General features: G+C 56.5%; 6 protein-coding genes. 4 read left to right on the plus strand and 2 right to left on the minus strand.

Annotated features, from left to right (window positions below; genetic code table 11):
* Positions 1-255: 255 nt before the first annotated feature.
* Positions 256-3225 (minus strand): SNF2-related protein, encoded by a 2970-nt coding sequence (locus tag JZI28_RS13945; protein WP_375697982.1) that lies wholly within the window; start codon positions 3223-3225, stop codon positions 256-258.
* Positions 3225-6191: a hypothetical protein gene (locus tag JZI28_RS13950; RefSeq protein ID WP_375697983.1), complete on the minus strand. Its 2967-nt coding sequence runs from the start codon at positions 6189-6191 to the stop codon at positions 3225-3227. The genes JZI28_RS13945 and JZI28_RS13950 overlap by 1 nt, the downstream gene beginning before the upstream one ends.
* Positions 6192-6462: 271 nt before the next feature.
* Between JZI28_RS13950 and JZI28_RS13955 the strand changes: the two genes are divergently transcribed.
* The 4 genes from JZI28_RS13955 to JZI28_RS13970 are packed head-to-tail and all read left to right on the plus strand — an operon-like array spanning position 6463 to position 15383.
* Positions 6463-8706, plus strand: coding sequence for a UvrD-helicase domain-containing protein (locus JZI28_RS13955; RefSeq protein WP_375697984.1), 2244 nt, complete (start codon positions 6463-6465; stop codon positions 8704-8706).
* A 25-nt stretch (positions 8707-8731) separates the two neighbouring features.
* On the plus strand, positions 8732-11890 hold the full coding sequence (locus JZI28_RS13960) for a helicase-related protein (protein WP_375697985.1): 3159 nt from the start codon (positions 8732-8734) through the stop codon (positions 11888-11890).
* Positions 11887-13707, plus strand: coding sequence for a DrmB family protein (gene drmB, locus JZI28_RS13965; RefSeq protein ID WP_375697986.1), 1821 nt, complete (start codon positions 11887-11889; stop codon positions 13705-13707). The genes JZI28_RS13960 and drmB overlap by 4 nt, the downstream gene beginning before the upstream one ends.
* A gap of 2 nt (positions 13708-13709) precedes the next feature.
* On the plus strand, positions 13710-15383 hold the full coding sequence (locus JZI28_RS13970) for an NERD domain-containing protein (RefSeq protein WP_375697987.1): 1674 nt from the start codon (positions 13710-13712) through the stop codon (positions 15381-15383).
* The last annotated feature ends 19 nt before the right edge of the window (positions 15384-15402 follow it).

A 15402-nucleotide genomic window follows, 5' to 3' on the forward strand; every position in this document is an offset into this window, starting at 1 on the left:
CGGCGAACCCGCTCGGAGCCCACCAGGTCGGCCGAGGTTTCGCCGACCGCGCGACCACGCATGTGGTTGCGACATTTGCAGGCGTGCCGAGGGTTGGCGCGGATCGGCACGCCTGCTTGGTTTATCGTTCGTTCTCGCTAAAACGGGTCCTGCCGTATCTGTTCGACCGTCTTGCATTTGGCCTCATGCAGGAGCGGTTCCCCGAAGATTAGTGCCATGAAACGGAAGCGCTAGAGTAGTTTTTTCCCTAGCAGATTAGGTTTCCGAGACGAGTGCAAGAAGGATGCTAATTGGCTCAGAGGACTTGGGACGAATTCTTCCGGAACCATATTCTTGTATATAAACTGAAGCCTCGGAACTCATGAGCCGTGCCATTGACAATGAGCGCTCCAACGCTGCTACCTGACCCTGCCAAAGCTCTACTGGTCCACTTTCGGGCGGAGAGCTTCTACGACGTTCAAGTGCCAGTTCCCTGTTTAGAATCTCGGCCTGGAAGTGTCCGAAGATTTGCATGGCAAGGTACTCAAGAGCAGGACGGGAACGCTCCAAGGTCGCAGATTGATAACTTTTCGCCTCTGTATTGAGTTGACTGAGATGGCTAGACCTCACTGTGCGCGCAACCTCTGGCTTCTCAAGCGCAGATAGCGGCGTTTTTCCACGAGCCACTGCATTGTTGGTAGACGACGTTAACGGCTGCAGGCAAAGATCGAGTTGCTCAGTCGATAATCCGGTCCAACCATCCTTCCCTTTGACGGAGCCGATGCGCAACATTTGCGCTGGCACTTCAAGCCGCACCCTGCGCTGAATTGCACGCAACAGGACCTGCAAATGCCGACGGTCGGCGGTCAGCGACTTCCTTTGAGCTTCAGTCGGTGCCGACGCCAGAATCTCATTTGCAGCGGGCGACCAAAGTGGTGGCAGAAGCTCGTCGGGAAAGGGATCCAGACTAACGACAGTCGCTATTACGATCGGCCCGATATCCCGTGCTGGATGCCCTTCTGGAAGCCGCACGCTCGTCTGGACAACTGGCTTTGTGGGTCCAAATTGTTCCATGACTGCGGTCGAGTAGCCGTGAACCAAAGCATCATGCAAATCGCCCCCATGATCGAGAAAATGCAGAGGGCGAGCGGATTTCGAACCCTCGGCGGATCGCTCGCCATCATCAGTGAAAACGCCCTTGCGCGGAGGAGCGGTAATTGCTGAACGCCGGTAAATGAAAGGTACATGCCCCGTCATCCAGTTGTCCCGAGACGCTCCCGGCAGCAAGAATGGGCTGTCACCTGCACGCCCTCTCTCGCCAACTCCGTGGTACCAGATTGTCTGGAAGCCGTATCCGTCCTCTTTGTCGACACGACCTCCCACATCGAAATCGGTCGAACTCGAGATTGCCCTGAGCCATGCGCCTATCGCGCGCTCTTCCTTGCGTATCGGCGTATCATTTGGACGCGCTCGATCATTCATCATTGCGGGAGCTGGGCAGGGCTGCTCATGCCAACTTTCGTATTCTGCCGACGCCCGCCTCAGTGTGAAGGGATCAGCTGACGCAAAGCGAGATTGCAGACCTGTCCCCTTACCAGCGAGCGGTGATACGCCACGAGTTATTTGGCGTTTGATTGCAGCTTGGCCTAGTGAAGCTTGAACCTCAGTCAACTCGGACGGAGATAGTGGAGGAAGAGGTGAATCGAAAACTCCAAGGGACGAAACCAAGTCGGCAATTGCTGCTTCTTGCGAACCTTCAAGCAGGATCCGCCAAATCTCAATTGTACGCTTGGCCCCCTTTCTATCACCTGTGGAACGGAGCCGGTCGACTCGACCGATCAACTGATCAATACTGTCAACCTCCCAAGGCAGAGAGAAAAAGATGATGCCTTGTGCGACGTGATGAAGATTGAGCCCTGCTTGCACCCAATCCCCCACAAGTAACAGGCGGCTGTCCCCGGACAGCATAGGAGCAAGTGTCTCTTGAATTTCTCTCAGGTTGGTCACGCCTTCGACGTCAGTCGAAGCGGGGCGGCGCAAGATCGAGATCGCATCCGCAAGATCTGGAAAGTAGCGAGGCAACGCCGTCCTCAGCATGTCGATGGTCGGGTTGTCGCCACATACAATGATGAACGCCTTGTCCGGATTCTCGCCCCACTGAGCGGAGAGAATGTCGAGGAGCGCGTCCAGGCGGCTGTCTCCAGGGTTCTCGAGCGAAGCAATACGCGCCTCTTCCGCCATTTTGCCGAGAGTGCCGCCGCGCGTGGTCACTTCAGCCAAGACCGTACGCGCAGCCCTTGCGCTTCGCTGGAGAGCTTTGGCTGACGTCCATGCCGAACCTTGAAGTCCCTGCTCGGGATCGGCGTCCTGGAGAAGCATATCGGCAATTTCAAATCGCAACCGCTCCGGCGCCAAAGGCTGAATTCGGATTTCGTGGTTCCTTCGTTGGGGAAGGTACTCGCCCCAATCAGCGCGTCCGTTTCGTATTACCCGCCGTCCCGCCCCTGCTCGAACGAAGCCATTGGTTCTTTCGAGCAAATCCTCTGGGTTGCGTATCGCTGAAATGGCCTGCGCCTCGCGATCTTCCAGAATCTCGTCAAGCGGTCGGCCCTCGATTCTGGCGCGAAAGGCAGCTTCAGGTTCGATCATCCGCAGAATGGGATCGCGCCACGAGGGATCGCCTAGTCGGGGTGTGGCCGACAGTACCAGCACCTGTCGAAACTCGTCCGCAACTTGAGACACGAACTGGATCGCATCGCGTGGCATGGTTTGCGGCTCGTCCACGATCAGCAAATCGAAGACAGTAGGGTCAGCGCTAATAGTACGTGCTTCCTGTCCACTTCGAGTCATAAGATCACGCGGTCTGGCCAGCGTGATTGGCGAAGTCTCGTCATCGCTCGCGTCAATGGTCCCGGCTATCGCGGGCATTACATGACCGCGAATCCAAGCCTCCTCTTGCCATTGCGACAAGAGATTGTCCGGTGCGATCACGAGAGTTCTGTGCGACGGATCTTGCCATCGCAAGGCATTGATTATCATCAGTGCCTGGACTGTCTTCCCGAGGCCGACCTCGTCAGACAGCAAATGCCGAATATGGCTGTCGCCCAGCACCCGGCGTACAGTCGCAAGCTGATGAGGTAACGGATCGGCGGCGGCACCTAGAGCGCCTCCCAAGCCAATGCCAAGCGCGGATGTTTTGCGACGTAGAGCCTGTAGCCCGTTTATGAACCGCAGATATTGATCCATTACATTGGGCTCCCGTCGGACATGTCCAACAGAGCCAGTTTGCGCCGGAGTGCAACGTAGCGGACAGCGCGGCTGGTTTGTATGTCTGAAAGGCCCTTTGCCAGAAATCGTGGCCACTCATCAGCTTCGATCATCGCCCGCGGCGAAAGCCACAATTGCAGCATTGTCCGCAATTCGGCCCTCCCAAGCCATCTAAGCCCCGGCCGTCGGAAGGCATCGACGTGGCAGGAGTCGAGCAGATCCACAAGATCATCCTCGGTAAGTTCAGCATACCAGGTGTTCATCAGTGCCTTCCACCGCGCTTCTGGCAGGATAATGTGCCGGAACATTGGTAGAAGCGGGATGTCCCGAGCGCGTTCCAACGCCTTGCGCCATGTCGTCGAGGAACGGGCCATGTCGACTTCTTCGAACGCTTCGCGGCCGCCAGCTTGTACGTGTCTACGCAGATCCTCATATGCATCGATAACCGCGAGATCGAGGTCGCCAGCAAGTTCGTCGTCCAATCGGGCCAGCGCGTCTGTTATATCGGGTACCGTTTCCCTCAGACGTGCGATCAGCCGGTCCCGAAGAAAAAGCTGGTCCGAATTGGATTCGATCTCTGGCAGATCCTCGCCTGAAACGAGACCGAGTGCCTCAGCACTTCTCAAAAGTGCGCCGTGTTGAGACAGGATCGAAAGATCGATGCCGGATTCGAGCTTGCGCCATGCCACGCCACAGAGCAACTCGATCAGTGTTTCTTCCAGAGATTCAACAACCGACCAGCGTCGCCAGTTACCGAATTGATCGCTCGCTTGGGCGAGTTGCCATGCAACATTGGCACGCGCGAGATCAATCAGGCCAACACCGTTATTCCGCGAACTTGCCTCTCGCAAAAGCGCAGGAATTGAGGTGGAATCGGCTTCGTGCATACCAATGTGAAACTCTGACCTCTCTGAGATGATCAGGCCTGACGCTAGCGCCCCGTAATCTGTGGCATCGGGGAGAATTAGCCGAGTGCCTGCAGGGACGATTTCTGACGTACGCGGGATCGGAGACTGCAGGGTTGCAACCATGGAAGGCAAAACCCTGCCATCTTCATTTGTACTGATCCACTGATCCGAGTCTGTATCATGGTGAAATTCGCGGCGCATTGAAGGAAGCGAAATGCTGAGTTGCACAAGACCATGAACATCGACTGTCAGGCGCAGGTCTGATAGGCCCGCTGAGCCTTCAGCCAGCTGCGCCCGCAGCGCTCGAATTAGAGGTGAATGCCCAGTTATTCGAGCAGGAAGTCGGTCAATGACACCCTCGGAAATTACCTCGGGATCCTCGGCCGATCGGAGCCGTAGCCTTACCGGGACTTCCTCAAGATTGAACGGTGCCGTAACCCTGATTTCCAACCGCCCAGCCTCCAGATCGGAGATGTTGGCGTTGGCGGGAAAAATACTGATCGACGCGGGCTCCAGGTCGGGGGGCTCGACAACTTCGAACTCAACTCGATCATGGTCATCGCCGTCTGCAGGTCCAACCCAGTGCCTGCCTACACCAGGCTCAAAAACGGACCAGTCATCCTCTTGGAGTCGGAGCGTTTCGCTGGCAGGCTGAACCCCGTCGAGCAGCAATGTTCGATGTGTCAAGCTTTGCGCGGCAAGTACTGGAACGCCACGCAGAAAACTGTTTTGAGCGCCCGACATTAGCAGACCGAGAAGTCGTAGCGACGGTGCCTTATCGGAAACCTTGAATCCATTTCGTCGCAGCAGTTCGACATCAGCTCCCGAAGATGTCTCGAGCCAACGAAACTCTGGCGTGCCATCGTGGTCGATCCGCAGCAATTGGATCATTGAGGCATTTGGAGCAAGGGCTTCGTCCGGAAAGATGGTGCGGGCAGTCCGTTCGCCCCGCTCGATGAGGAAGAAAGCCGATTGCAGAGGCTGCAAACTCTCAAGCGCCTCATAAGCGGGACCTTGCTCGACATGTGCTGCATCGCCACGGGATAGAGGGTCGGTAGGCATTCCGGTGAACTTGCCAAGCCCGATTTCCCCACCGGCGAGAAATGAACGAAGCGCGATGGTCTGATCGCTTCCTGCAGCCCTTATCCGGTCTCCCTGAATACGCAACGCGGCGATCACCTCATCACGCGATTGGGACGGCAGCGCAGGCCCTCTGACCAGAAGCTGCTTCGGCACGCTGTCAACAAGCGTCATTACGAATTGAGACGGCACAATCGCGGTAACACGAGCTGATCTTCTTGCTGCAGCCTTGCGCGCTTCCGAAATTGCGCGATGTGAGCTGAGGTCTTTCCTTATGTCATTGTCAATCCGCTGCAGGATACCCTGAGAAAGCCAGCCTTCTGCATCTGGCGCAAGAAGACGCCGCATGACCTCTGCAGCAATATCTTCCTGCTGCAACCAGTTCTCGAAGCGACGACTGGCATGCCCGGCAGCCAGCATCTTGAGATACTCAAGCAGGCCATCCATGTTTTCCGCCGAGATCCCCGCTCTAACGGATCGTCTCAGGGCATCCGTCAACTGCGGCTGTATCTCCAGCGGAACTAGAGCGTTGCCAATCGGCCAAGCGATATGTGGGAAATGACGCTCCCAAGGACTGTCACCCGGCCTTGCCAGTCGAAAACTCCGATGTCCCAGATCAAACAAGCGGGACAATCCTATACGGAACGCCGACCCGGCTTCCACGCCGAGATCATGAGCCAAGACCGGCCAGAAATCGGTACCCGTTCCACGGTACCGGTAACCCACCTCAGTGGCCATGACGAGAAGTGGCAGATAGCTCCAGGACCACGCAGCTCCTTGTAGCTGGGGATCGGCTTCAAGCTGACCAGAGACTGCCGTTCTCAGCTCTTCCAGTGCGGCTTCGTCAAGGCCATGCTCAATTGCAAAAAGAGGAAGCTGGTTTCGTGCACCGGCAAGGTCTGCGAAATGATTGGCAAGTGACTCATGTCTGTCTTTTAGCGAATTGCCGATATGCATTTGTATTTCCCGAACTCGCAACTCTGCTGCCGAGTCTTAGCTCCAAAAAGAATTTCACGGCGCGATATATCCGTGACAAGGTTGACTGCTAAGCAATTGAACGTCAATCATCTTCCTGTGGTACTTTGCGAGGCATTCTGTGAACATTGAACCTACTTTGATCACCGGCCTTCGTATACCATCGGGGTCCGGACCTCGCACTAGAAGAGCGATTGCGGATCTGGTGCGCCGTGTCGTAAGCGCCCGCCGTGGCGTTAGTCGGATTGCTGTGGTGGAATGGGTTCAGCAGTTTATTGAGGGACCAGACCGTTCGGAAGCCTCGGCACTGGTGGAAAGCGTGATCGATGCGCTGTGTGAGATCAAGGACGTCGGTTTCGGAACAACACTAGGCGAGCCAGTCCTCGTGGCTTTGCCCGTACGTCGTGTAGCGCTGCCTGACGGCAAGGTCGTTGCGATAGGAGATCATCGTATCGAGAGCGGCGCGGGTTCTGAACATCTGGTACCAGAAGTTGATGAGACCGCGACCGAGACTCTGATCGATTTTCTCGACTCCTTCGAAGGCCCGGCTGTCCTGACCGGGGCACCCGCTCTTTCTCCGAAGGGACGATGGATCGGCGATGGAGCAATGGCTTCAGCGCTTCGCAGAGCGCTTACATTGAGCGGCGTGTTCGATCCTGTGACCCTGGAGTGGTCAACGAGCGAAGTGAATGTCGCTTTCATCAATGATTGGTTCGGACTCGCGGATAATGCATCAAGCACGGAATCCACTTCGGGCCCCGATACAAGCCAACTGCGTGTGGCAAAAGCGGCCGCTGGTTCTCGCATGGTTGTTGAAGCCGGACCTGGTGCAGGCAAGACTCATGCTGCCTGCGAGCGGGTCATTGCGCTTGTACAGGACGAGGACCTTGCACCGTCACGCATATTGCTTCTCAGTTTCACTCGCGTTGCTGTTGCCGAGCTGAGAGCTCGCATTGCTCAGCGATTGCAGGATGTGCCAAATGTGGCGGCACTGCAGATCCGTACGTTCGACTCCTTCGCCGCGCGAATGCTTACGGCCTCGAATTCTACCTTTCCGGGTGGTTATGATGCCGCCATCCAGGCTGCGGCTCGACTTCTGAGGTCAGACGATCCGCTTGTGGCAGATGCGATTGGACAGCTGGAACACGTCATAATCGACGAAGCCCAAGACCTCGTCGGCGACCGAAAAGAACTTTGCGAAGCACTGGTGTCGTTGCTGGATACCAGCTGCGGCATCACGGTTTTTGGGGATTTCGCGCAATCGATCTACGGATATCAGCAGCGTGACAAGTCTAGCTCGACATTTCTGACCGAAATCGCGCAGCGCGATGATTTTATCTCTGACAGGCTCGAGACGGACCACAGGACTAAAACAGTGGCTTTGCGGGAGATGTTCCGCGCTGTTCGAGGGACCTTGCGGGATGATCAAAGGGGATCTCGCGAGGGCTACTTCAACGTCCGAGAGCAGATCAAGGCTGCCGCACTCGAAAACGAAATCACCAGGTTCGCGGCGCATTCTTCAACGACAAGAGGGCTGATACTGACACGAAGCCGCCGAGGGCTTTTCACGGCGGCTGAAGCCATGAGGTCCACGGGCCGCCGATTCCGTCTCCGCCTGCCTGACCGCCCGCTGCGGATCGAGCCTTGGATTGGTGCCATTCTCGGCGCGCATCAGGCATCGGAGAGCATTTCGCGCGATGCATTCGGTGGCATGCATGAGATGCTTTTTCCGGCGGCTGTACGCGATGTCGATGAATCATGGGAGATCCTGCTCGATCTCGATGGATCTGGTCGCGATAGCATAGTGGTGGGGCGCGTGGCCGACGGATTAACTGAGCCGCCGCTAGAACTACTCAGTGATCATGAGGGCAATGCAGGACCTTTGCTTTCAACGATACACGCCATCAAAGGTCGCGAGGATCAGCGGGTGATGTTGCTCCTAACCCGCGCGCCGCACGGCGAAACTGTAGACTGGGGCGAGGAAGCGCGTGCATTGTATGTCGGTGCGACCCGCGCGAGCACGGAGTTGCGCACTGGCTGGATCAGTCCGGTGAAGTTTTACACAACGGGAAAGCCTGAACGGTATTGGGCGGCCCGTTCTGATCATCGGTTGATCGAGATCGGCCTTGAGTCCGACCTTCTCGACTGGCGGGAGTTCCTTCATTCGGGGCATGTCATCAATGAAGCCGAAACAATTGCCAGAATCTGGCAGGCTTCGATCGAGGAACCCAAGGTTGTGGCAATTCCAGACTCCGAAGGCCGGTTGATCCTTCGGTTCGAGGACGAAGATGGATTTGCAATTGGCGCCCTTTCATCGGATTTTGCCGAAATGGTGCAGTCGATCAGGCAGGTCGCACCGGATGCCACTCCTCCAGAATTGATTTCGGGTATTTCGGTTGTGGGGGCAACCACCGTTGTTGTTCCGGGAAATGCTGGTGAATTGCCGGGGCTTGCGCTCACGCCCCTACTGGGTGGCTTTGCCCGGATCCCTCGCTGATCCCTTGGAATTACGGAGTACAAAGATGATTGATGTGCGCGATACCCTGCTTGACCGGATGAAAGTCGATCTGATTGGCCCGGAGGCCCCTAATGAGCTGATTTCGGATCGGCCGACAGATCGGTATCTTACGGGGATTCTTTTTCCACCGCGCACCAGCATATCAGCTGAAGACGACGATGAGGCGAGTGATGCCGACGATGCAGAGGGCACCGGCACTGCGCTGGATGGTGTAAAGGCAGCTTCAACATTTCGCCCTAGTTCAGCAGGGCTGTCCTTTGCAGTCGGGTCAATTGGCGCGGCCCCCAAATTGCGGGTCAAGGTTGAAGGTGCGCGTTATCGGCCAGAGGGTGCCGAGGGTGACGAGGGAGCTTCGCGGACAGGGCGTGCTGCGCACTGGCGCCGTGAACCCAAAATGGCGGAGATTGATCTCGACCTCGAAACTATGAAGGCGCAGGCCGCTCCCACGGTAAGTCTCGACGGCAGCGGCCTGCCGGGTGTCACGCTTCACTGTCGCGTGGCTCCCTGGGGAGAAATTCTCCTGATCACGCTAGCAATTACCAATGACTTGAAGCCTGCCGCGAAGAAAAGCCGTGCAGCAAATGAGGAAGCTACACTGTTTCAGGTTTCGCTTTCCGTCGAATGTGCAGAGGATTGTCAGTTCGTCCCGAAGCCTGATCAGGCGGGAGCCACCACCATGGACGATGACGGTCGATCTTCATCTCTGCTCTATCGTAATGTGCAGCAATGGGCCGTGGGGCATACCTGTTCAGCCATGTGGGACGAGCCGGATGATGGCACTGTCCAGAGCGTCATTACCAGCTGGTTTCCGGAAGCGATGGTTCATGTGATCAGCGCTGCGGGCGATAGCGAATTCCAGGACGAACATGTAAAGGCGCAGATGGGCGCTGCGTTTCTTGCCTCGCAAGAAAAAGACGGACTTTGCAGTGGCCTGACAGCATTCGTCGATGCCTATGGATCATGGATTTCGAGAATGGAAGAACAGGTGCTATTCCTCCCGGAGCAGCACTCCGACCAAGGCAATCTGCATATGCAACGTTGCCGTGCGGCCGAGACTCGAATGCGTGCTGGCATCGCTCTCCTGGAAAGTTCGCCCGAGGTCTTGGCGGCGTTCCGCCTCGCAAATACCGCCCTTGCGTTGCAATATTCGTGGCGGATAGATCCCGATCCGCCCGAACTTGTCTGGCGGCCGTTTCAGCTAGGGTTCGCGCTGCTAAGCTTGGAATCCATTGCCAATCCGGAATCGCCAGATCGAGAGACAATGGATCTGTTATGGTTCCCGACCGGCGGCGGCAAGACCGAGGCCTACCTGCTGTTGACCGCTTTCGCGATCTTCTTGCGACGACTTCGTGCGACTGGCGAACCTCTTGGTGCAGGGGTGACCACCTTCATGCGCTATACCCTCCGCCTGCTGACGTTTCAGCAATTCGAGCGCGCTGCCGCCCTGATCTGCGCTTGTGAGATGGTCCGGCTTGGCAAGGTGGAGAAAGGTGCGGTCCAGCTGCCTGATCATTTCTTGACTGACGTTCCGATTTCGCTTGGGCTTTGGGTCGGTGAGGGTGCGACTCCGAATAGCTTGGCAGATGCCGAAAAGGCACTGGATACAGAAGGTGAAAGCTCTCCCGCCCAGTTGCGGAATTGTCCATGCTGTCATGGTGTTCTTGATTGGACCATTGCGGTCGACAAAACCCGCGTGGAGGTAAGATGCCGTTCAGGAACATGTGCTGTTGGACGCGCCCTCGGTCAGTTGCCGATATGGACGGTTGACGAGGATGTCTATCGCGAGCAACCCACCTTGGTGATCGGCACGGTCGATAAGTACGCGCAGATCACACGCAATCAGACCTCTGGCCGCCTGTTCGGCTTAGGGACTCCTGCGGCACCACCCGATCTGATCATTCAGGATGAGTTGCATCTGATTTCAGGGCCGCTTGGAAGCCTTGCCGGTCTTTACGAAACTGCGGTTGATGAAATGTGTCGCGCCCGAATTGGGCACAGGGCCAAGGTGATCGGGTCGACTGCCACAATCCGCAGGGCGGAGACACAGATCAGTGCCCTGTTCGACCGAGGCTCGTTTCAGTTCCCACCACCAGGTCTCGACCATGCGAACTCCGGATTTGCCATTGAGAACCGAAAAGTTCCAGGCCGCCGATATGTTGGCGTAACAACTGTAGGAAGGTCGGCAAAGTTCACCCAGCAGGCGGTCGCAGCCTCGCTCTTGCAGGCCGCGACTGATCCCGCGCTCGGCGACGACAAACGCGATGGCTACTGGACTTTGGTAAATTACTTCAATTCGCTGCGTGAACTGGGTGGAGCGCTGGTTCTGATGCGAGACGACGTCGCACGAAGCGTGAAGGACTATGCCTCGCGCAGGGGAAATGAAACAGCGCGCGAAGCCGCAACCCAAATCGAGCTGACTAGCCGGGTCCGTTCAAGCGATATCCCGCGATTTCTCAAGGACCTCGAGCGGCACTGGAGTGATCCGGATCACATCGACATTGTCTTGGCGAGCAATATGATCTCAGTAGGAATGGACGTCTCGCGTCTGGGTCTGATGGTGGTAAATGGTCAACCGAAAACAATTGCTGAGTACATTCAGGCAACGAGCCGAGTCGGCCGCAGTCAAAAGGCTCCCGGACTGATCATAACGCTCTTCAACGCCGCTAAATCCCGCGACCGCAGTCGCTATGAGACCTTTGCCAGCTGGCATCGCAGTCTATATCGTGATGTCGAAGCAACGAGCGTGACTCCTTTCGCTCCACGGGCTCGAGATCGAGCATTGCATGCGCCATTCGTTGCAATGATACGCCACCTCGTCGATGGGATGGCGGACCCCGGGGTAATCGAGCAACATCAGCGCGAGGCCGAGGCCCTTCTAGACAAGGTCATAGAGCGAGTCGAAAGAATCGATCCCGCCGAAGCAGTTGATGCGCGCAAACAACTCAACAAGTTTCTAGATGACTGGTTCGATCATCGCGGCCTGAAGGATTATTGGAGCGACTACGGAGACGCACTTCTCACGTCAGCAGAGGCGGCCGCGGTCCGTGGGAACAAGGCCCGTTTCGAAAAGCAGAAACCTACGCCAAACTCCTTGCGCTCGGTCGAGGCGTCAACGTCGTATGTTCTGCTTGAAGGTGGACAAGAAAGGGGTCCGAGGCAATGAAACCCATTGGCAAGATCCGCCGCAGTCAGGTCCTTACGGGCAACGGCCCGGGCGCGATTATCGATTTTCGTGGAGAAGATGGCGCACCAATTTCCGTAGTCGCGGCTGGACTCGAGGCATGGGACCAACTTTCCATCAAGAAAGGCCTGTTGAACGACCAGCGCATTCATCACGAGCCCTTGCAGGCGCGGCTGCAGGTCAATGGCTTCAGACTGCCTCCTGTGGGAGAGGAAAAGGTCGGTAAGGACAAAAGGCCCCGTTTGGTGCCTTCCTATCGTTTTCCGGATTGGCATGTCTGTCCAAAGTGCAATCTTCTGCAGCGCAGCAGGTTTTGGGGTGCCGAGATTGGGAAGCCTGAACTTTGGTGCCCGACCTGCAGCAGCGGGCGCGGTCGGCGCATAAAGAAAGTTTACGCAGTTCCTGTACGATTTGTCGTCACCTGTCCCGCTGGTCACTTACAGGACTTTCCATGGATGTCATGGCCCAGGCATTCAGAGTCTTGCTCGCGGAAGAAAGCCCTGAAGCTGATCGGTGATGGTGCTGGCCTCAAGGGGCTCAGGGTCCATTGCACTGAATGCAAGTCCGAGCGCGACCTTGACGGCGCCCTGTCACCTTCCGCGCACGCCAACCTGAGATGCGACGGAAAGTCACCATGGCTGAAACTACCAGCGACTGGTTGCAACCATCAGCCTGTTGCAATCCAGCGCGGCGCGTCAAACGCTTATTTCCCAGTGATCGCATCGGCGCTGGATGTTCCACCATTCGGCGGCTCATTCAGAGATATGCTGGAAGATTTCTGGCCAGATCTGGTTGCATTGGACGACCGATCTCAGCTTCCCGACTATGTTCGGAAGCGAATTCACCCAAATTGGCCAGACCCTGATGTCACGTCAGAAGAATTGACATCTCGGATCATGACGCTTCTGAAGATGCTGGACGAGAAGACTGGCGACCTACGGCCAAACGAGCATCTCATGTTGTGCTCGGGCGGACCAGACAACGAGGCGTTTGCCGAGTTTCAAGTCAGACCTCAACTTCTTCCTCACGAAATGAAGGGCTTGCTGGACCATGTCGTGTCGGTAGAGCGTCTTCGCGAGGTTCGGGCTCTGCAGGGTTTCACGCGATTAAGCCCCGTTGAGGCAGGAGATAGCAGTTCATTCATCGCTCCACTTTCGGAAAGGAAGTTGAACTGGTTGCCCGCGATAGAAGTTCGAGGCGAGGGAATCTTCATCAGCTTCGATGAGCCTCAGGTCGTCGAGTGGGAGAACAGACCCGAAGTCATAGCGCGAGCCGCTGACGCGCATTCAGCAGCAGAGCGCTCTTGGAAAGAGCACAACAGCGAAGAGCGCCCTTTTCCACTTACGATCTCAGCGCGCTTCTTATTGGTACACACAACCGCGCATGCTCTCGCAGAGCGCCTGTCGCTAGACAGTGGATACTCCACAGCTTCTATCCGCGAAAGGCTATACGTTTCGCCGGGCCCGGGTGGGATGTGCGGCTTTCTTCTGTACACGTCGGCCCCAGACTCTGATGGAACACTAGGGGGACTGTCCCGCAAGGGACGAACGAGCGAGCTAGGCCCAATACTCCTTGCCGCATTGCGGGACCTCGAATGGTGTTCGTCTGATCCGCTCTGCAGTAGTGGTATTCTCTCCCTTTCCGAGGGCTCCGGTTCTGCCGCTTGCCATTGCTGCACGTTTATCCCCGAAACTTCCTGCGAGCATTTCAACAGGCACTTGGACCGCGGAATGCTTGTCGGTAAGCCGGATCAGCCAGAAATTGGTTTTTTTCGGGCTCTGCTTGAAGGGAAGATTTGACGATGGCGCGGGTCTATCCGAAGCAGCTGCCCAAGCATGTTCTTGAAAACCCAAAGTTGTCATCAGAGGTCCGCGTCTATGAGCGTATCCGTGACAAGGTACCAGGCGACTTTACCTGCTATTACTCGCGGTCATGGCATGAAGCCGATGATCATGGTGCCGAGTTTGATGGTGAGGCAGACTTCATAGTTGCACACGCAGAGTACGGCCTGCTGTTTCTCGAAGTGAAGGGAGGGCGTGTCAGTTGTCGTGAGTCAGACGGCCAGTGGCTGACCGAGGACCGGGATGGCTTCAAATTCAAGATCAAAAGCCCGATAGCACAGGCGCGCAGCAGCAAACACCACTTCCTCAAGCGTCTGAATGAAAACAAGAGGCTCGGACGACGCTTCCTTCGTGTTCGGCACGGTGCAATTCTTCCCGGAAGTGCACGGCCGAAACGTCCACTTGCGCCGGATGCGCCGCTTGAGATCGTTGCGTTTGGCGACGATATGGAAAATCTCGACAAGTGGATATTGCGCCGCATGACCGAAGGCGGCGATCCGAGGGAAAAGCCTCTCGGCCTCGATGGATTGAGGGCGCTGGAGGAGCTGCTCGCAAGCCACTTCGAGTTGCGGGCACATGTTGGCTCCAGCCTTGCCGATGACGCGATGACTATAGATCGGCTCACGGGGGAACAGGCATGGATTCTTGACTCCCTGGAGGACAACAGGGAGATGGCCATATCCGGCGGTGCAGGTAGCGGGAAGACAGTGCTAGCGATCGAGAAGGCTATCAGGTGCGCGGCCGAGGGCCGCCGCACCCTCTTGACCTGCTTCAATGCACCGTTGGCCAATCACCTACGCGACGTCTGCCAAGACAATGAATTCCTTGTTGTTGCCAGCTTTCACTCGCTTTGCCGTTCGCTTGCAATAAAAGGGGGAGTCGTGTTGCCCTCGAATGCTAGTCAAGCGCTGTTTGACACCCATCTTCCGGAAGCACTGGTCGAAGCGATAGGTAACAATCCTAGTCTCGGCTTTGATACTATTGTGGTGGACGAAGGACAGGATTTCCGTGACTCTTGGTTGAATGCACTCCGGCTTGCCCTGAGGGACATAGATGAGGGACGTTTCTACGTATTTTACGACGACAATCAGCGCCTGTTCTCTCCAGAGGATGGGTTCATTTCCGCCCTGCCGACGTCGTCGATCGCGCTCACTCGAAATCTTCGAAACACAAAACGGATTCACGAGCTCATGTCTAAATGGTATGAAGGTCGGCGTAGCACTGCGGCAGGGCCCGAAGGGGAAGTCATAGGCTTGCTCGAGTGCCGAAGAAGCGAAATGGCGATGGAGCGCGTAAACGAGCGCATTGCGCAACTATTGCGCTCAGGACAAGCCAAACCTGGACAAATTGCCGTGCTTACTGGCTCCGGCTCAACATCGATGGCCGCGCCAGAAAAGATCGCGGGGATTCCAACATGCCAATCCGACGAAATACACCCCGACCACATTGTTTTTGATACTGTGCGTCGCTTCAAGGGATTGTCTCGCCCATGCGTCTTTCTCGTTGGGATTGAGGAGCTGACCGACTCCGAACTGATCTATGTTGCCACCAGCCGGGCCAACGTCTTGCTAGAAATGGCGGGAACGCCTGAGGACATCGCTCGGATGATGCAGAATACAGTGGACACTCACTGAAATCGACGACATTTCCGAC

Origin of the sequence: Pseudophaeobacter sp. TrK17 (assembly GCF_042192375.1) — a bacterium.
GTDB lineage: Bacteria > Pseudomonadota > Alphaproteobacteria > Rhodobacterales > Rhodobacteraceae > Pseudophaeobacter.

Excerpts from the sequence above, each read along its gene's own strand:
- drmB (WP_375697986.1), top strand. The coding sequence starts at position 11,887 with ATGAAACCCATTGGCAAGATCCGCCGCAGTCAGGTCCTTACGGGCAAC.
- JZI28_RS13960 (WP_375697985.1), top strand. The coding sequence starts at position 8,732 with ATGATTGATGTGCGCGATACCCTGCTTGACCGGATGAAAGTCGATCTG.
- JZI28_RS13950 (WP_375697983.1), bottom strand. The coding sequence starts at position 6,191 with ATGCATATCGGCAATTCGCTAAAAGACAGACATGAGTCACTTGCCAAT.
- JZI28_RS13970 (WP_375697987.1), top strand. The coding sequence starts at position 13,710 with ATGGCGCGGGTCTATCCGAAGCAGCTGCCCAAGCATGTTCTTGAAAAC.
- JZI28_RS13945 (WP_375697982.1), bottom strand. The coding sequence starts at position 3,225 with ATGGATCAATATCTGCGGTTCATAAACGGGCTACAGGCTCTACGTCGC.